We start from the raw sequence: 18687 nt of genomic DNA on the forward strand, positions 1-18687 counted from the left end.
ATTAGCGTCCTTTGGTTCCGGTTAACGCATCCGTCAAGTCCAGATACTGTGGCGCCACCGCGCCGGCGAAGCGCCGCTGGTGCGCCGTCTGCTGGGCGGAGGCGCAGCCCTGTTCGCCGAGAAACTTGACCTGCTCCTCTTCCCACACCGCATCCAGCGCCTGCGGCGTATCGTCGCGCGCCTCCTGCGCCACCTGGGTCTCCAGCGTCTGGGCCTGCACCTCGCTGCCGGACAGCGCCAACAGCAGATCGAACAGCACCGCGTACGGGCTTTCGCGCTGTTGCAGGCGCGCGCCCAGCAGCGCCAGGATCGGCGCGATGTCCTGCAGCCCTTCCCGTGCCTGCGCCGCGCTGCGGCTGGCCAGATATTCCAGGTACAGCGGCAGGAAATCCGGCAGCTCGCGGCTGTCGATCTCGAGCCCGGCGGCGCGGTACTGCGCCATCAGATCGACCATCGCCTGGCCGCGATCGCGCGACTCGCCGTGCACGTGCTCAAACAGCAGCAGCGAGGTGGCGCGGCCGCGATCGAACAGCTCGCAATAGTCGGCTTGCACGTCCAGCAGCGGGCGTGCACACAGGCGGCGGATAAACAGAATCAGCTGCGCGCTGTGGTGCAGATCCAGCTCGCTGGCCGGCTCCAGCGCCTCGATCAGCGCCTGCTGATGGTCAAACAGGACCTGCTCCGGGTAATCCAGCAGGCGGGCGATCACTTTCAGGCTGATCATGAGGCGTCCTCCGGCCGCGCGGTTTTCGCGGTCACGTCGATGGCGTCGATGCGGCGGCTGTTGAACAGGTTGAACTTGCCGTCGCTGCCGTGGCAGCCGTCGCCGAAGCTGAAGCCGCAACCCTTGCTTTCCGGGAAGGCTTCGCGCGCCAGCTCGCGGTGGCTCGACGGCACCACAAAGCGATCTTCATAGTTGGCGATCGCCAGGTAGCGGTACATCTCCTGCGCCTGCGCTTCGCTCAGGCCAACCTGCTCCAGCGCGCTGGTGTCCACCACGCCGTCGACGGTTTCCGCCCGTTTGTAATGGCGCATCGCCAGCATGCGTTTCAGCGCCAGCAACACCGGTTCGGTATCGCCGGCGGTCAGCAGGTTCGCCAGATACTGCACCGGAATGCGCAGGCTCTCGACGTCCGGCAGTACGCCGCTGTGCGCCAACTCGCCGGCGTCGGCGGCGGACTGAATCGGCGACAACGGCGGCACGTACCACACCATCGGCAGCGTGCGGTATTCCGGGTGCAGCGGCAGCGCCAGCTTCCAATCCATCGCCATTTTGTACACCGGCGACTGCTGGGCAGCTTCAATGACGCCCTGCGGCACGCCGTCCGCCAGCGCCTGAGCAATCACCTTGGGATCATGCGGATCGAGGAAGATATCGAGCTGGCTCTGGTACAGATCCTTGTCGTTCTCCACCGCCGCCGCCTGCTCGATGCGGTCGGCATCGTACAGCAGCACGCCGAGGTAGCGAATGCGGCCCACGCAGGTCTCCGAACACACCGTCGGCTGCCCGGCTTCGATGCGCGGGTAGCAGAAGATGCACTTCTCGGACTTGCCGCTCTTCCAGTTGAAGTAGATTTTCTTGTACGGACAGCCGGTCAGGCACATGCGCCAACCGCGGCACTTGTCCTGGTCGATCAGCACGATGCCGTCTTCGCCGCGCTTGTAGATCGCCCCGCTCGGGCAGGTGGCGACACAGGCCGGGTTGAGGCAGTGCTCGCACAGGCGCGGCAGGTACATCATGAAGGTGTTTTCGAATTGGCCGTACATCGCCTTCTGCAGGTTGTCGAAATTCTTGTCCTGCGAGCGTTTTTCGAATTCCCCGCCGAGGATCTCCTCCCAGTTCGGGCCGCTTTCGATCTTGTTCATGCGCTGGCCGGTGATCAGCGAGCGCGGGCGCGCCACCGGCTGGTGCTTGCCCTGTTTGGCGGTGTGCAGATGCTGGTAGTCGTAATCGAACGGCTCGTAGTAGTCGTCCAGCGCCGGCACGTCCGGGTTGGCGAAGATTTTCGCCAGCACGCCGACGCGGTTGCCCATGCGCGGCTCCAGCTTGCCGTTGATTTTACGGATCCAGCCGCCCTTCCATTTTTCCTGATCTTCCCAGGCGTGCGGATACCCGACGCCGGGCTTGCTTTCCACGTTATTGAACCAGGCGTATTCCATACCCTCGCGGCTGGTCCAGACGTTTTTGCAGGTGACCGAACAGGTGTGGCAACCGATGCACTTGTCCAGATTCAGCACCATGCCGACTTGCGAACGAATTTTCATTTGCTGTTCTCCTGCTGACTGCCCTGCGCGTAGTCGTTGCCTTCGTCGTCCAACCAATCAATGCGGTTCATCTTGCGCACCACCACGAACTCGTCGCGGTTGGAGCCGACGGTGCCGTAGTAGTTGAAGCCGTAGGCCAGCTGCGCATAGCCGCCGATCATGTGGGTCGGCTTCGGACAGGCGCGGGTCACCGAGTTGTGGATGCCGCCACGCTGGCTGGTGATCTCCGAGCCCGGCAGGTTCACGATGCGCTCCTGCGCGTGGTACATCATGGTCATACCGGCCGGGATACGCTGGCTGACCACCGCGCGCGCCGTCAGCGCGCCGTTGGCGTTGAAGGCCTCGATCCAGTCGTTGTCCGCGATGCCCAGATCTTTGGCGTCGTCTTCGCTCAGCCAGACGATCGGGCCGCCGCGCGACAGCGTCAGCATCAACAGGTTGTCGCTGTAGGTGGAGTGAATCCCCCACTTCTGGTGCGGCGTCAGGAAGTTCAGCGCCTTCTCCTTGTTGCCGTTCGGCTTGCTGTTGAGCAACGGCTGGGCGGCGCGGGTGTCGATCGGCGGCCGGTATACCAGCAGGCTTTCACCGAAGGCGCGCATCCACTCGTGGTCCTGATACAGCTGTTGACGGCCGCTGAGGGTGCGCCACGGGATCAGCTCGTGCACGTTGGTGTAACAGGCGTTGTAGGAAACGTGTTCGTCTTCCAGACCGGACCAGGTCGGGCTGGAGATGATTTTGCGCGGCTGCGCCTGAATATCGCGGAAGCGAATTTTCTCGTCTTCCTTGTTCAGCGCCAGATGCCGGTGATCGCGGCCGGTGACGTTGCTCAGGGCCTCCCAGGCTTTTACCGCCACCTGGCCGTTGGTTTCCGGCGCCAGCGACAGGATCACTTCCGCCGCGTCTATTGCGCTCTCAATCTTCGGCCGCCCCGCCGCCGGACCGTCGGCCTTGACGTAGTTAAGCTGCTTGAGGAAGTCGACCTCGGTTTGGGTGTTCCAGCTGATGCCCTTGCCGCCGTTGCCCAGTTTGTCCAGCAGCGGCCCCAGCGAAGTGAAGCGCTCGTAGGTGGCCGGGTAATCGCGTTCCACAGCGATGATGTGTGGCGCGGTTTTGCCCGGGATCAGATCGCACTCGCCTTTCTTCCAGTCCTGCACGCCGTAAGGCTGTGCCAGTTCGGCGGCGGAATCGTGCTGGATAGGCAGCGTCACCACGTCGGTTTCCTGGCCCAGATGGCCAACGCACACCTCGGAGAAGGCCTTGGCGATGCCCTTGTAGATCTCCCAGTCGCTCTTCGAATCCCAGGCCGGATCGACCGCCGCCGACAGCGGATGGATGAACGGGTGCATGTCGGAGGTGTTCATGTCGTCTTTTTCGTACCAGGTGGCGGTCGGCAGCACCACGTCGGAGTACAGGCAGGTGCTCGACATGCGGAAATCGAGCGTCACCACCAGATCCAGCTTGCCTTCGCCGCCCTGCTCGCGCCATTCCACTTCCTGCGGCTTCACGCCGCCCTGCTGGCCGAGATCTTTCCCCTGGATGCCGTTTTCGGTGCCCAACAGGTATTTGAGCATGTACTCATGGCCCTTGCCGGAGGAGCCCAGCAGGTTGGAGCGCCAGACGAACAGGTTGCGCGGGAAGTTCTGCGGATTGTCCGGCTGCTCGGCGGCGAAGCCCAGCGTGCCGTTCTTCAGGCTGTCGACGGTGAACTCGACCGGCGACTGGCCGGCGGCGCGGGCCTGCTCCGCCAGGCGCAGCGGGTTGGTGCCCAGCTGCGGCGCCGACGGCAGCCAGCCCATGCGCTCGGCGCGCACGTTGAAGTCGATCAGGCTGCCGCCGAAGCGCGACTTGTCCGCCAGCGGCGACAGCAGCTCGTCGGTGCCGACGGTTTCATAGCGCCATTGGCTGGAATGGTTGTAGAAGAACGAGGTGCTGTTCATATGGCGCGGTGGGCGCTGCCAGTCGAGGCCGAACGCCAGCGGCAGCCAGCCGGTTTGCGGCCGCAGTTTTTCCTGGCCGACGTAGTGCGCCCAGCCGCCGCCGCTCTGGCCGACGCAACCACAGAAGATCAGCATGTTGATCAAGCCGCGGTAGGTCATGTCCATGTGATACCAGTGGTTGACGCCGGCGCCGACGATGATCATCGAACGGCCGTGAGTCTTCTCGGCGTTTTCCGCGAACTCGCGGGCAATGCGGATGATGTTGTGGCGCGACACACCGGTGATCTGCTCGGCCCAGGCCGGGCTGTAGGCCTTGACCTCGTCATAGTCGGCGGCGCAGTTGGCGTCGCCCAGCCCGCGCTCGAGGCCGTAATTAGCCAGCGTCAGGTCGTACACGCTGGTCACCAGCGCTTCGCTGCCGTCCGCCAGCTGCAGGCGTTTCACCGGCAGTTTGTGCAGCAGGATCTCGTCCAGCGCCACGCTGTTGAAATGCTCACTGTCGGCGCCGCCGAAGTACGGGAAGCCCACCTCGGCAACGTCGTCATGCATGCCCAACAGGCTGAGCTGCAGCTCGACTTCCTGTTGCGACTTGCCCTCGCGCTGTTCCAGGTTCCACTTGCCCTTCTCGCCCCAGCGGAAGCCGATGGAGCCCTGCGGCGCCACCAGATCGCCGCTGCGGCTGTCGATAGCGACGGTTTTCCACTCGGGATTGTTTTCCTGGCCCAGTCCGTCCACCAGATCGGCGGCGCGCAGCAGGCGGCCGGCGGCGTAATGGCCGCCTTCACGCGCTTCCAGCAGCACCAGCATCGGCATATCGGTATAGCGGCGCACATAGTCGCGGAAGTAGCCGACTTCGCGATCGAGATGGAACTCTTTCAGCATCACGTGGCCCATCGCCAGCGCCATCGCGCTGTCGGTGCCCTGCTTCGGATTCAGCCAGTGGTCACACAGCTTGGCGACTTCGGCATAGTCCGGCGTCACCGCCACGGTTTTGGTGCCCTTGTAACGCACTTCGGTAAAGAAGTGGGCGTCCGGAGTGCGCGTCTGCGGCACGTTGGAGCCCCAGGCGATAATGTAGGAGGAGTTGTACCAGTCGGCGGATTCCGGCACGTCGGTCTGCTCGCCCCAGGTCATCGGCGAGGCCGGCGGCAGATCGCAATACCAGTCGTAGAAGCTCAGGCAGGCGCCGCCGATCAGCGACAGATAGCGGGCGCCGGCGGCGTAGGACACCATCGACATCGCCGGGATCGGCGAGAAGCCGATGATACGGTCCGGGCCGAAGGTTTTGGCGGTATAGACGTTGGCGGCGGCGATCAGTTCATTGACCTCCTGCCAGCTGGATCGGACGAAGCCGCCGCGGCCGCGCGCCACCTTGTAGCTTTTGGCTTTTTCCGCATCGCCGACGATAGAACCCCAGGCCGCGACCGGATCGCTGTGCTGCGCTTTCGCCTCGCGCCACAGCTTGAGCAGACGCTTGCGCATCAGCGGGTATTTCAGCCGGTTGGCGCTGTACAGGTACCAGGAGTAGCTGGCGCCGCGCGGGCAGCCGCGCGGTTCATGGTTGGGCAGATCGGGCCGGGTGCGCGGGTAGTCGGTTTGCTGGGTTTCCCAGGTCACCAGACCATTCTTCACGTAAATCTTCCAACTGCAGGAACCGGTACAGTTTACGCCGTGGGTGGAACGCACCACTTTGTCGTGCTGCCAACGGCTGCGGTAGCCGTCTTCCCAGTCGCGGTTGGTGTTCAAGGTCTGGCCGTGCTCGCCAGAAAAAGGCTCCGCCAACTGCTTGAAATAGCGGAAACGGTCTAAAAATTTGCTCATCCGGAATGCTCCTGAAGGCTCTTGTCGTTATAAGAAGACATGCTCAATCTGCCGCCAGCCTACTGACGGCCAACCGGCGGCAAATTGATTGCGATCAAGAGAAAGCGGGAGGCGACGCGCGCGCCGGGTGAGAAATACCACCAAAGTATAGGTGCGGAAAATTAATTTAATCCATTGAATTATAACGAATAAAAAAGGAAATCAAGAGGAGAGCGGGCAGGTAGGAGACAAGACGGGGTATTTGGGGGTAGGACGCGGGAGAAACCTCCCGCGTGACGATAACTCGGCGCTTTCAGCGTTGGAGCCACAGCGTCGCGGTGCCCACGGCGGGCAACGCCAGCGTGATCTCCGCCCCCCCTTCCTGCTGCCGCCAGCCCGCCGGAAGGCGCAATCGGGTGCTTCCCTTTCGATAGTAAGGATTGGCTACCAGCAGCAAGGCGCGATCGCCCAGAACAAACATCCGCGCCGACATTTGCGGATCGCTTCCTGCCAGCGGCATCGATTTTCCCGTCAGCAGATACGGGGTGAAAGCGGCGATTTGCTGCGACACGGCAGCCACACCACGCCAGGCGGCGTCAAACTCCCGTTGGTCGAAGCGGCCGGTTTTGCGCTTGTAAAACAGATCGGTATAAGAATAAAACAGCAGCCCCTTGGCGCCGCCGATCAACGCCTGCCAGGCCTGATTGCGGATTTCTGCCTCTGACGGCGGATGTGGCCTGCGGCGGGCGTCATAAGCGGCGTGATCCATGATTTGCATCACCACCCAGGCCCCGCGCGCCTGGCGGGCGGCCTGCACCGTGAGTTCGGTATAACGCGTGGTGCGCGTCAGATCGCTATCGTTCCCCACCGGATAAGGATCGGTCGCCAAAATGTCGCTGCTGTTAAAGTAGGCGTCCAACTCCCCGGTTTTGTTCAACACCTGGAAGGTGGGATGATCGCCATCAAGCCGCTTTATTTGCAGGTTTTTTTCCTCGATCTTATCGAGATATTCCGGCCCCAGCTCATCGTTGATGTACCAGGCGAGCAGGTTGGGCTGAGCGCGCAAGCGCTGCACGTACCAGGCCGTCATCGCCGCGTAGTCGCCACCGCGGACGGCCGGCGCGAAACGGCTGCCGCGGTACTGATCTTTGACGGAGTAAATGACCAGCAGCCCGCGCTTGCGTGCGTTGCGGAAAAAGGCGTAAGGATCTTTCTTTTCCCCGTAATCATAGTTCAGCACCGTGTTGAATCCCGCCGATGCGATGCGCGCCAAATGCTCATCGGTCGCCACGTTGGCGTAAATGCCCAACGGGAAAAGCCGTTGACCGTCGCGCAGGGTAAAGCCTTCGCTGTCGATCGCCACTTTGGCCGCAGGCTGCCCGACACGAAAAGACAGCTCGCTGCCCTGTGCCGGCTGGGATTGCTGCCCGGTGACCTGCTGACGCAGGCGGTATTCCCCCTGGGCCAGGCCGGTCGGCAGTGGGTATTCGATACGGCGCTGCCCTTCAACCTGATAACGGTCGCGGCTACGGTGAACAACCTGCCCCTCGGCATTGAGCAATTCGCTGTCGACCTGCAAACGCTGCGGCTGCGAAGTGACGACCAGCGTGTCGACCCTCCCCTGCGCCGACGCGCCGAGCTGATACAACGCCGGCGTAGGCGCTCGAGCACACGCATAGGCGTCGTCAAACCAGGCGGTACCGGTGCTCCCCTTGCGCAGATAAACGCCAAAAGTGATTCGCGCCGCCTGCGGCGGTACGGTATAGCTGGCGCTCACCTGCCGCCAGCCGCTGTCGCCGGTCACCCCAGCCGGATAGCTGCCTTCCAGAAAGCGCCCCTGCGCATCAAAGCTCTGCAAATAGACCCCGGCGCCGCCGTCGCGGCTTTGCCCGCGTACGTCCTGGGTCTTGAGCCAGACGCCGAAATCGATCGTCTGCCCAGGCACAACCTGCAGCGACTGGTTGAAGGTACGGTACTGCGCGGCATCTGCATTGTCATAACGCAGACTGCCACTGCCGCTGTGCGTATCGCCGTCGGCCTGCGCGCCCTGCGCTCGCCAGCCGCTGAGACCCTGCTCAAAGCCGGGGTTGGTCAACAGATTAGGTTGGCAGCTCTGCGCCAGAGCCGAAACGCCCCACAAGGCGCAACAGCCCAGAGCCACCCTCTGATACATCCCCCTCATGGTCATTTCCTTTTCACCACGGCATTGAACAGATAGGTGGCGAACAGATAGCAGGATTTCTGGTAAGACAGCCCCAAATGCTGACGGTAAATCCGCCATTGCCAGTCCGCGGCGCGGATTTTGTTGCCCGACAGCGAATGGGTAGACAATCGGTAACAGGCCAGCGGTTCGGGAATGCAGTAGGCCAGGCCGTTACGCGCCTTCTGCAGCACCGCCAGCCACATCAAATAGTCCTCATGGCCCACTTTTTGCTGATACACCTTACCGATGCGCTTTTGGTTGTAGATACCGGTGAGATTGCCGATCCAGTTGCTTTTCAACATGTCCTGATAGCCGATAAGCTCATCCGCGCCACGGGTGTTTTTGATCAATTTCAGGTCGTCTTCGAAGGTGTAATAATGGGAACACACCACGTCGTAGCGGCGGGTTTGCAAAATGCTCGCCTGGCGCGACAGCTTGTTGGGCAGCCATACGTCATCGCTGTCGCAGAAGGCGATATAGTCGCCGCTCGCCGCCTCAATGCCGATGTTACGCGTTTCCGCCACGCCCTGGTTGTGCTCATTGCGTATGTAGGTGAGACGATCGTGGATAAACGGCCGCACCACCTCGGCAGTATCGTCGGTGGACGCATCATCGATCACATACAGGTGATAATCGGTAAATCGCTGGTTCAGCACGCCTAGAATCGACTCTTTAATAGAGTTCGCCGCATTGTAGGCCGGCATGATTACGGATATCTTTTCCATTTTGTCCTCACTCGGTGAGCTGTTGCCACTGGGGATAAATACGTTCGGGAGAAAAACGACGAGACTTTTCTAACGCGGCGATAGAAAAGTGCTCACGCAAACCCGGATCGAGCATCAGTTTGATCACCCCTTCGCTGAAGGCGGCGGCGTCGTCATCGGGCACCAGATAGCCGTTGACGCCATCGTCTATCAACTCGGCCGGGCCAGTCTTGCAGTCGTAGGCCACCAGCGGCAGGCCAAAACTCATGGCTTCGATCAGCACCATCGGCAGTCCCTCATAGCGAGAAGTCATCAGATACAGGCTGGCCTGGCGATAATAGGCCGCCACGTCGGCGGTGGCCGGCAGCAGGCTCACCTGCCGCTCCAACCCGGCATCTTCAATCTGTCGCTGCAATGCGTCGCGCTCCGGACCGTCGCCAATAATCAGCAGTCGCCAATCCGGCACCTGCGCCACCACGCCTCGCCACAACGCGATCAGACGATCGAAGCCTTTCTGATTGCTCAATCGCCCCACCGCCAGCGCCACCTTTTTCTGCAGCGCCGGCGTCGGCGCCTGCGCGCCGAACGGCGAAACGTTCTCGATCACCCGACACTTCCCGGCCCCCACCCAGCGAGCGATGGCGTCGCTATCTTGCCGCGTCAGGAAAATCACGCGATCGCCCAGCCGGTAAACCAGCAACTTCAACCACTTAAATACGCGCGGATACTGGTGAAAGCTGACGTGCTCACTCAACAGCAGCCGGCTGCGGGCACAGAACAAACGCAGAAAAGGCGTCATCACCACCGACAGTTTCCCCATGGAAACGGTAATGATCACGTCCGCGCGTTCACGCCGCAGCGCCAACGCCAACCGCCATGGCCAGAACAGCGAATCGCCGCCGCCGCAGCGCAGCCGGACGTCGCTCGCCAGCGGAAAGAAACTCCGCTCGCCAAACAGCGAAAATACCGCCACCTCGTAACCCGGCAGATGCGCCAGCGCATTGGCCAAACCGCTGGCGACCCGTTCAGTGCCGCCCTTGCCCGCCATATTTTCGATAACGATGATTACCTTGCGTGGTTGCATATCATCTCCTGAATCCCTGGCGCACATTGCGCAGCAGCCGGCCGCCAACCGAGAACAACCCCAGTCGCGCCAGACAATCGCCATACCATTTGATCACCTTGAACTTGCCGCTCAGGCTGTGCCGCACGATGCGCGACGAGTAATAATTGAACGCCTGGGCATTTTCCGAATACAGCGAGGCCAGCAGGTGCTTGCAGGCGAATCCGCTGATATGGCGATCGCTGGGGCTGAGGAAGGTATTGATAAAGCGGTCGCTGGCCTCCAGATTAAGCTTCGCCGTCATGCGTCCGTAGCGCCCCACGTCGAGAAACACCCCGCCGCCGGCGTCATGCGCCACTTGCGCGCCCAAATTGGTGGCGTTGACCAGAAAGCCCCAATCCTGATGCTTGTTGAGAAACTCGGGAAATAAAAAGCGTCGATCGCTTTTTTTACGCATGCTGATGGTGGATGACCGAATATCGCCCATTTCCAGAAAAAGAAAATCCTCGCCGGAAGAACCGGATTTGTAGTGGAAGTTGAAGTCGCGTACCGAATCGCCGCTCACCTCTGCATAGTTGCCGAAGATAATATCAATATGGCGATCTTCATGCTTCTTCATGCGGCGAATAATATAGTTGGTCGTGAAATAATCATCCGAATCGAGAAAAAACACGATCTCCGATTGCGCTAACTTGGTACCTAAGTTGCGCGATACCGCCGCATTGCTCTTCTGTTTTTTCTCATGCAGCATCACGTTGCTATTAGTTGCCGCTATCTGGCGAATATATTTGATGTCATCCTCGTCAGAGCAATCATCAACCAAAATCACCTGATAGTCGAACCCTTGGCAAGCGTTGAAAATCCGCTTCAGCGTTTTCGGCAGGTAGCGCGCACTATTATAAATAGGGATCACGATCGAGAAATCCATTTCTTAACCCTCCAAATTAGAATTTATCATTTCTTTTCCACGGCAAAGCAACAATAATGACACGTTAAATACCGGGACCAAAAAATAGGTTTCCGTAAAGGTTGTCAGCAGGAAAACAACCACCACCCAGCGCATGAATCGACTCAGCCTGCGCATATTGCCCAACAAGTGAAAATAACAAAAAAGCATGACGACAGAAGCGATGCCACCGGCCGAATAAAACATGGCGATGAAGAAGAAATCGACTGGCTTATAAGGCTCTATATTCATGCCGAACAGCGGATTGGGTAGCCCCACCGCCTGAAACATCTGCCAGGAGAACCAGATCCGCCCGGTCAACGCCTGGTTCAAGAGGACGTCCAGCGCCGGATTACTCCCCCAGCGTATAACGCTGGCGAATTGAAAGCCGACAATGACCAACGTCAGCACGATGCAGACTTTTCTGTTGGGCGCGACACGCAGCAGCGGCGCCAGCCAAAACAGCAGCAACATCAACAACGCCAGCATAAAACAGGTGCGTGAATAGGAATACATCAGCACCGGGAGAATGATCGCCGATACTGCCAACGAAGCGATATTTTTCATTCCACGCGTTAATTTCGCATGGTCGATCAGGCACAGCAGTGTGGCGAACAGGGCAAAAGAATAATACGCCAGGGTATTCGGATTATCGAACCCCAGCGTTAATCGGTTACCGTAACGTTCATCAAGGTAAACAAACCCCTCGGTATAAAAGATATAAGGAATAACCACCAGCAACCCTGCCACCACAAAGGCGATGGCAAACATTTCAGCACCACGCCCCATTTCGATGCGACGAAATAAAATTATCACCGCCGTGCTGAATACCGCACCAAACAGATAATCACCATGCCCGGTGGCAATATTAAGAAGAAACAGCAGAACCAAAAAACCCGCAACCGCTTTTTCCGCCAGCGTAGCGATAAAAAATGCATAGCCGACATAGAGCAACATCAGGCCATTAAGCCCCAGCACGGCTTTATTAATCAGCTCGCTGTTGAACGATCCCGAGGTCAGGAACGTTTTCACGAAAAACATCAGCAAGAAGGTCAATACGATTGATTGATTGACTAAATCTCGAGACTGATGATAACCCGCATTGGCATGCATTTGAAAATTGGAGGCGACTCTTAGCATAAGCGTTTACTCAGTAAAATAACTGCCCCATTCCTGCTCAATGTTTTTCGGCTTCAGCTTGCTTAACCCCGCGCCAGGCGTAAACGTCAGCTCACCGAAATACACCTTCTCGCCGACCTGGTAGAAATCCACACGGACATAAGAGAACTGCTGCGCGGTCTGGCGAGCCAAACGTATCATTTCATCCAGCCGCGTAGGGCGCGGCATCGGTTCGTCGGCATTCGGCAAGCTGATACGGATTTCAGTGCGGTTCCAGTCGATATCAAAAATATCGCGCCGATGGGTGCCGAAACGCTGGTAATCCACCTGGATGAACATACGAATTTCATGATTGTCGTTGAAACAATGAAACTTGATATCATTCGGCACCTGTTCGCCATCCAGCAACATGCGCTCCACCATGATGCAGGGTTCGATATCCAGATAATGCTTTTCGCGACTCTGCTCGTAAAAGTTGCTGCGCATCCACGCGTTGCTGAGATCGTACAACTCCGCGTAGCTAACCTGCCGCTTGTCGAATACCAACCGGTTATAACCGCTGCCGTGGTTGGCCTTCAGCACAAAGGCATTGGGCAATTGCCTGAACATCTCGTAACTGAGTTCAGTGCCATGCGCATACAGCTCCACCAGATACTCCTCGCCCCACAGACCGGCGATAAATTCACGGACTTTGAACTTGTCCGACAAGGTGGTGTAGATGCTGCGCGGATAAATTTTGCGGCGCATGATCTTTTCGCTGAAGCCGGTCGGTTTTGACAGGTGCGGCAGCTTCTTGAAATAGAGCGCGTATTTAACCTGATGGTGCCAGGCATCGGGCAGGCGCTTGGAAATGTTTTTAACCAGGATGTTTAACATGCTCTCTCCTTAATTTGCTGACAAGACGCGGCAAGCAGTAAAAACAGGTCAGCTGCAGTCGGGTAATTTTTCCGCCACGGAATAAACTGTTCAGCACGAAGAACGAAATGAATTCCGCCAGCAGCGTAGATACCGCCGCACCGATCAGGCCGTAGCGCGGGATCAGCAGCAGATTCATCACCACGTTCGCCACAGCCACCAACGGCATCTTGATGGCGATAAAGCGATAGCCGGCGAACAGCACGATGCTGCGGTACGAAACCGTCCCCATGACCGAGAACAGCGAGGTCAACGTACAAATAGCCAGGATGCTGGCGGCCGGTTGGAAAGCGGCACCGTACAGCAGCGCAATGGCCGGGTGGGCAAACCACCACAGGCCCAGCAACACCGGCAACGACAGGCCCAGAACCACCAGATAAAGCACCCGGATACGGTACTCCTGCTCCAACGGATCGCGACAGCTGGCAATGCCCGGCATCAACGAAGTGATCAGCGCCATCGGCACGAAAACCCAGCCTTGGCTGAGGGTGGTGGCGGCACTGAACCAGCCTACCGCCTGCTCGCCGATCAGATTGCCCAGCATGATTTGATCGATGCGGGTATAGATCACTATCGACAGGCTGGAGATGGCCAACGGCAGGCCCACCTTGAGCAAATAACGGCCGTAGCGCCCGGCCTGGCGCGGCGTAACCCGCGGCGAGGCCGCAGCTTCCCCACGGAATAACCAGAGGCGCGCCAGGTAAGGTACGGCGCTGCTGAGGATGTAGGGTACCGCGAACCACACCAGCGGCAGCGCGGCGCTCACCAGCGCCAGCCGTAGCCCGATCGACAGCAGCAGCGCCAGGTTGTTGATCAGCGTATTGCGTTTCGACTGCAGGCGGGCATCGTAATAAATTTTGTACACGTCCTGAATCGAGAAATAGGCGCTGATAAGCAGCAACAGCGTCATCAGTTGGCTGGCGGGCGATTGGCTGAAATAGCTCCATATCAGTATCGGCAGTGCCACCACCAGGAACAGCCGACGACGCAGGCGTATTGACGCCAGCATCAGGCGAATGCCGCTCGGCTGTCGGCGGGCGACGCGGTTGAAAATGATGCTGTCGGCGCCCAACTGCACCAGTGGCACCACGATGGCGATCGTCGCCAACAGATAGTTGAGCGTGCCAAACTGCGCGGGCCCCAGATAGCGCGCAACGTAAATGGAGACGAAGATGCCGGACAGGCTGAGCGAAACGCGTTCGAGCATCAGCCACAGGGCATTGGTGATAATGGCCTTCACCCGCTTATTCCCCTGCCTGCGGGCGATCTTCCCGGTGGCTTGGATAGGCGAAGTTGTAGTAGCTCATGTCGGTTGCCGCCTTCTTCACCATGCCGTTGAGGATCACGCCCTTGATCGTCACCCCATTCTGTTCGAAACGGCGCATGCTGGTTTCGATCTGCTTGACGGTATTGACCTCAAAACGCACCACCAGCAGCGAGGTGCCCGCGTGGTTGCCGACGATCGCCGCGTCCGTCACCGCCAGAATCGGCGGCGTATCGATCAGCACCAGATCGTAGTTTTGCCCGGCCCAGCGCAGAAAATCGGCGAAACGGCGGTGCATCAGCAGTTCGGACGGGTTCGGCGGCACCTGGCCGCGCGGCACGAAGTCCAGATTGGCGATGGCGGTTTTCCGCACCGCCTGTTCCGTCATCACGTTGCCCACCAGCAGATCGGACAGGCCCTGATGCCCATCATCCGCCAGCCAGCGGTGCAGGAAACCTTTGCGCATATCGGCGTCGATCAACAGCACCCGCTGCCCGGCCTGTGCCACCACCACCGCCAGGTTGGTGCTGGTAAAGCTCTTGCCGCTTTCCGGGCTGGCACCGGAGACCATCAGAATGTTGTTTTTGGCCTCCATCATGGCGAAATGCAGGCTGGTGCGCAGGCTGCGGATCGCTTCCACCGACAGATCCGTCGGTTCGGCCACCGCCAGGATCGGCAAACGCCGGCCGCCGGATTTGGGCAGCAAATGACGCTGCTCGCGGTTGCGCTTCACCTGCCACGGCGACAGCGGCACGGTGGCGTAAACGTTGATGCCCCGCTTCTCCAGGGTATCGATATCATTGATGCCGCGATGGAAAGCCGCGCGCAGCAGCACCACCGAGGCGGCGCCCGCCGCGCCCAGCAACAGCGCCAACAGCACGATCAACCCCTTTTGCGGCTTAATCGGCCTGATAGCGGTTTCCGCCTCGTCGATGATGCGCACATTGCCTACCGTGCCGGCCTTGCTGATGCTCAGCTCCTGCTGCTTATTCATCAGCTGCATGTAAACCTGCTGATCCACCTGCACGTCGCGGGTAAGGCGCAGGATCTCCTGCTGCATTTTCGGCAGCGTCTGCACCTGTTTACCCAGACGCGCCTTTTCCACCTCCAGCGTGGCGCGCTTTTCCAGCAGCGCCCGGTAGGCCGGGTGCGCGCGGGTGTAGAGTTTGGAGATTTCCGCTTCCTTGAAGGTCAGCTCGTTGAGCTGGGCTTCGAGCTGCACTTGGGTATCCAGCACCGATTTGGCTTCAAGCGACAGATCTACCGAGTCGTTTTGCTGGCGGAACTGATTGAGTTGGGTTTCGGCGTTATTCAACGCGGTTTGCGTTTGCGGCAACTGCTCTTGCAAGAACGCCAGCATGCGCTGCGCCTCTTCCGTTTTGCGATCCACATTCTGCTGCAGGTAGTTGTCGGTGATGCTTTTCAGCACCGCCTCGGCGCGCTGCGGATCTTCGCTCGGCAGCGTAAAGGTTATGATGCCGCTGTCCTTGCCACCCGGTGTCACATCCAGGTATTTACGCAGATCGTCCACCGCTTCTTGACGCGCGACTTTGACCACGGTAAAGCTGGCGCCAGGCGCCGCGTCCAGCGCCGAGACGGCCATGTTCCATCCGCCTTGTGCCACCGGCTGCCCGACCACGCCGCTGAACAGTTTGTCGCCGTCATGGCTCAATTCGTAATGCTGCCCCTCGTGCACCGTCAGCGTCAGCGCTTCGCCCTCCATTTCCGGCGGCGTCGTCAGCGTAGTGATGTCCAGCACTGGCGGCTTTTCGCCGCTCAGCCGGGCAAAGCCTTTGCCGAAGACCGGGAAATAGTCCGGGCTGACGCGCACCGTCAAGCCGAGGGCGTCCACCGTTTTGCCGAGCACGTAGCGTGACTTGGCCAGCGTCACCTCATCCTGCGTCGCCGAATTTTGCCCCATCGAGCTGTCCAGCGTTTCACGCAGCAGCGACTCGCCAGACAGCTGCTTCTCCACCTGCACCACCGCCGTGGCTTGATACACCGGGGTCGCCAACAGGGCATAGGCGACGCCCAGCACGCCGGCCAAACCGGTCACGACGGCGATCCGCCAACGGTTATCCCACAGCGGCCCGATCAGACGCTCCCACTCCAGCTTTTCATCTTGTTCGGCCACCATCACGGACAGCGCATTGTTTTTCATCTTCTGTTCCTTATTCACCCTGCGGAGTTACCAATTGCGCACGCGCAAGGTCGCCTCGCTGAGATCGTTAAAACTGCTGATGGTCGGCACCAGCTGACCGATCAAACGGTTCCAGCGCGCGACCGGCGCCGCAGTGACGTACACGACGTCGTACGGCTGCAGTTGAAATTCTGCGCCCATCGCCAGCGCGCTGGCGTCGGAGAGATCGAACTGATACAGCGTCGCCAGCCGCTGCGGCGTTTTACCGCCGCTCGGCCGGATCACGAACACCCCGGTCGCATCCGCCACCGTCTGGCTGATCCCTTCGGACGATCCGAGGGCTTCGGTCAGGGTCATGCCGCTGCGATCCATCTTCAGCGTCGCTTGCTTGCCCACCTCGCCCATCACGAACACTTTCAGTTCGTCATTGCGCGGGATGTAGAGGATGTCGCCCGGCTGCAGCAGCGCGTTCTGGCTGATGTCGCCGCGCTGCATCAGCGCCTGCAGCGAGATAGCCCGCTCTTTGCCCTGATGGGTCAGCACCACGTTGCGCCAGTCGGCATTGTCCGTCAGGCCGCCGGCGGCGTTGATCGCGTCCAGAATGGTCAACGGCACGTTGGTGATCGCCTGCTGGCCGGAGGTTTTCACTTCGCCGGTCACGTAAGCCTTCTGCGAACGGAAAGCGGCGATGCTGACGTCCACCTGCGGGCTTTCCACGTACTGCGCGAGACGGCCGGCGATCAGGCTGCGCACTTCGGTGACGGTCTTGCCCACCACCGCCACTCGCCCGATATAGGGATAGAAGATCGTGCCATCCGCATGCACCCAGTTACCGGTGTCGCTGGCGCTGCGGTACTGGCCGGCCGGCGTGGTCAACTCGGGGTGGTCCCAGACGGTGACATTCAACACGTCGCCGACGCCGATGCGGTATTGATAGCTCTGCAACCGCTGATCCAGCGCCGGATTCGGTCGGGCGACCGGTTCTACGCGCCGCATTTTCTGCAGCAGCATCGGCGACATACGGTAGACCTGTACCTGGTCATTCAAATCGAAGTCGTCGTCCTGCTGCACGACGATGGCTTTTCCGCTGGTCGGTAAATGTGAGCCGGGGACCACCGTACACCCGCTCAACAGCGCGGAGGTGAAGGCCAACGGCATCAAAAGAGGCAAATGAAAATTCATGGAAGTACCGTGATAAACGGGCTGCCGCCGCAGCCCGTGGGGGGATTAACGGCCGACGGTCGGATTATCGCTGAACACCGTCGCCTGACGCGGTTCGCGCAACATGACGAAATAACCGCAAAAACAGAACAAAAAGGCCACCAGCATCTGGCTTTCCCGCAGCTGCAACACTTCACTGCAAATGCCGATGCAGGCCAGCGTTACCGCCAGCATGGTGCTCATCGCCAGTGCCTGACGCGCATTGAGCCCGCGACGCATCAGAATATGGTGCAAATGATCGCGGCCCGCTTTGAAGGGGCTTTGGCGGCGCAACAGGCGGCGCACCATCACGGTCACCATGTCCATCAGCGGAATGGCGATCAGCCACAGCGCGGTGACCGGGCGCATTACCGCCTGCTGCCCCTGCGTCGCCAGCAACACCAGCCACAGCACGCTGAAGCCGATCACCATGCTGCCGGCGTCGCCCATAAAGATCTTGTTACGCGCGCCGAACAGGCTCAGGTTGAACAGCAGATAAGCCGCCAGCGCGACGATCATGCCCAGACACCACAGCGCCAGGTCTTCCCGGCCGCCCAACCCGAACACGATGGCCAACGCGACGAAGGTAACGCAGGACAAGGCGCCCAGTTGCCCGTCGATGCCATCCACCATGTTGTAGGCGTTGATCGCTCCCCATACCGCCAGCGGCGTGAGTAACAACGCGCCATAACCGAGCATCACTTCCTGATGCCCCCAAACATAGCCCAATGAGGAAAGCTGCATCCCTGCCGCCAGCATCATCGCCAGCGCGATCCCTCCCTGCACCATGACGCGCGGCGCCACGGGCAGATCAAAGCGGTCATCCAGCACGCCCAACACCACCAGCGCCGTGATGCACAGCAGATAGACGGTGCTGTCGGGCAGCCAGGCGGGTTGCCACAGCGTCATCAGCATCAGCGTCAGGTACACGGCGATGCCGCCGACCAGCGGAATATGTCCCAGATGTTGCTTGCGCGCATTGGGCTTATCCACTAATCCCACCGTCAAGGCGGCCCGGCGGGCAATAAGGACCCACGCGACCGCCAGTACAAATATCACGCTCAGTTGATATAACATCGTTCCTCCAGCGAATAAGCACGCTACCGCCCTTGAGTTACAGCTCCCAATGCG

At 59.9% G+C, this 18687-nt stretch carries 13 protein-coding genes; all 13 read right to left on the reverse strand.

Translation table 11 applies throughout. The features are described from left to right. Window position 1 precedes the first annotated feature (1 nt). A complete protein-coding gene (gene narJ, locus C9411_RS02675; RefSeq protein ID WP_063990212.1) occupies window positions 2-724 on the reverse strand; it encodes a nitrate reductase molybdenum cofactor assembly chaperone in 723 nt (240 codons plus the stop codon). Continuing rightward, complete coding sequence (gene narH, locus C9411_RS02680) at window positions 721-2265, reverse strand: nitrate reductase subunit beta (RefSeq protein ID WP_033634924.1); 1545 nt, start codon at window positions 2263-2265, stop codon at window positions 721-723. Before narH ends, narJ begins: the two co-directional genes overlap by 4 nt. Beyond that, window positions 2262-6023: a nitrate reductase subunit alpha gene (locus tag C9411_RS02685; RefSeq protein ID WP_107226356.1), complete on the reverse strand. Its 3762-nt coding sequence runs from the start codon at window positions 6021-6023 to the stop codon at window positions 2262-2264. The genes narH and C9411_RS02685 overlap by 4 nt, the downstream gene beginning before the upstream one ends. A gap of 292 nt (window positions 6024-6315) precedes the next feature. After that, window positions 6316-8175, reverse strand: coding sequence for a carbohydrate binding domain-containing protein (locus C9411_RS02690; protein ID WP_107226357.1), 1860 nt, complete (start codon window positions 8173-8175; stop codon window positions 6316-6318). An 11-nt stretch (window positions 8176-8186) separates the two neighbouring features. Next, window positions 8187-8930: a glycosyltransferase family 2 protein gene (locus C9411_RS02695; RefSeq protein ID WP_063990215.1), complete on the reverse strand. Its 744-nt coding sequence runs from the start codon at window positions 8928-8930 to the stop codon at window positions 8187-8189. Window positions 8931-8937: 7 nt separating this feature from the next. Beyond that, a complete protein-coding gene (locus tag C9411_RS02700; RefSeq protein WP_063990216.1) occupies window positions 8938-9993 on the reverse strand; it encodes a glycosyltransferase family 4 protein in 1056 nt (351 codons plus the stop codon). Window position 9994: 1 nt separating this feature from the next. Further along, window positions 9995-10900, reverse strand: coding sequence for a glycosyltransferase family A protein (locus C9411_RS02705; protein WP_063990217.1), 906 nt, complete (start codon window positions 10898-10900; stop codon window positions 9995-9997). Window positions 10901-10903: 3 nt separating this feature from the next. Then, a complete protein-coding gene (locus tag C9411_RS02710; protein WP_107226358.1) occupies window positions 10904-12058 on the reverse strand; it encodes a hypothetical protein in 1155 nt (384 codons plus the stop codon). 6 nt (window positions 12059-12064) lie between these two features. Then, window positions 12065-12913, reverse strand: coding sequence for an ATP-grasp fold amidoligase family protein (locus C9411_RS02715; RefSeq protein WP_063990219.1), 849 nt, complete (start codon window positions 12911-12913; stop codon window positions 12065-12067). Next, window positions 12894-14192: a flippase gene (locus tag C9411_RS02720; protein ID WP_107226359.1), complete on the reverse strand. Its 1299-nt coding sequence runs from the start codon at window positions 14190-14192 to the stop codon at window positions 12894-12896. The genes C9411_RS02715 and C9411_RS02720 overlap by 20 nt, the downstream gene beginning before the upstream one ends. Before the next feature lie 4 nt (window positions 14193-14196). Next, the gene (locus C9411_RS02725) at window positions 14197-16377 is read right to left on the reverse strand and encodes a polysaccharide biosynthesis tyrosine autokinase (RefSeq protein ID WP_063990221.1); all 2181 of its coding nucleotides are present in this window, start codon (window positions 16375-16377) and stop codon (window positions 14197-14199) included. Window positions 16378-16404: 27 nt separating this feature from the next. Then, window positions 16405-17538: a polysaccharide export protein gene (locus C9411_RS02730; protein WP_107226360.1), complete on the reverse strand. Its 1134-nt coding sequence runs from the start codon at window positions 17536-17538 to the stop codon at window positions 16405-16407. 45 nt (window positions 17539-17583) lie between these two features. Continuing rightward, the gene (wecA, locus tag C9411_RS02735; protein WP_063990223.1) at window positions 17584-18633 is read right to left on the reverse strand and encodes a UDP-N-acetylglucosamine--undecaprenyl-phosphate N-acetylglucosaminephosphotransferase; all 1050 of its coding nucleotides are present in this window, start codon (window positions 18631-18633) and stop codon (window positions 17584-17586) included. Window positions 18634-18687 lie beyond the last annotated feature (54 nt).

The sequence above is a fragment of the Serratia sp. Nf2 genome (assembly GCF_003028435.1).
Classification (GTDB): Bacteria; Pseudomonadota; Gammaproteobacteria; order Enterobacterales; family Enterobacteriaceae; genus Serratia; species Serratia marcescens_L.

Excerpts from the sequence above, each read along its gene's own strand:
- wecA (WP_063990223.1), bottom strand. The coding sequence starts at position 18,633 with ATGTTATATCAACTGAGCGTGATATTTGTACTGGCGGTCGCGTGGGTC.
- C9411_RS02730 (WP_107226360.1), bottom strand. The coding sequence starts at position 17,538 with ATGAATTTTCATTTGCCTCTTTTGATGCCGTTGGCCTTCACCTCCGCG.
- C9411_RS02705 (WP_063990217.1), bottom strand. The coding sequence starts at position 10,900 with ATGGATTTCTCGATCGTGATCCCTATTTATAATAGTGCGCGCTACCTG.
- C9411_RS02710 (WP_107226358.1), bottom strand. The coding sequence starts at position 12,058 with ATGCTAAGAGTCGCCTCCAATTTTCAAATGCATGCCAATGCGGGTTAT.
- C9411_RS02700 (WP_063990216.1), bottom strand. The coding sequence starts at position 9,993 with ATGCAACCACGCAAGGTAATCATCGTTATCGAAAATATGGCGGGCAAG.
- C9411_RS02725 (WP_063990221.1), bottom strand. The coding sequence starts at position 16,377 with ATGAAAAACAATGCGCTGTCCGTGATGGTGGCCGAACAAGATGAAAAG.
- C9411_RS02690 (WP_107226357.1), bottom strand. The coding sequence starts at position 8,175 with ATGTATCAGAGGGTGGCTCTGGGCTGTTGCGCCTTGTGGGGCGTTTCG.
- C9411_RS02685 (WP_107226356.1), bottom strand. The coding sequence starts at position 6,023 with ATGAGCAAATTTTTAGACCGTTTCCGCTATTTCAAGCAGTTGGCGGAG.
- narJ (WP_063990212.1), bottom strand. The coding sequence starts at position 724 with ATGATCAGCCTGAAAGTGATCGCCCGCCTGCTGGATTACCCGGAGCAG.
- C9411_RS02715 (WP_063990219.1), bottom strand. The coding sequence starts at position 12,913 with ATGTTAAACATCCTGGTTAAAAACATTTCCAAGCGCCTGCCCGATGCC.
- C9411_RS02695 (WP_063990215.1), bottom strand. The coding sequence starts at position 8,930 with ATGGAAAAGATATCCGTAATCATGCCGGCCTACAATGCGGCGAACTCT.
- narH (WP_033634924.1), bottom strand. The coding sequence starts at position 2,265 with ATGAAAATTCGTTCGCAAGTCGGCATGGTGCTGAATCTGGACAAGTGC.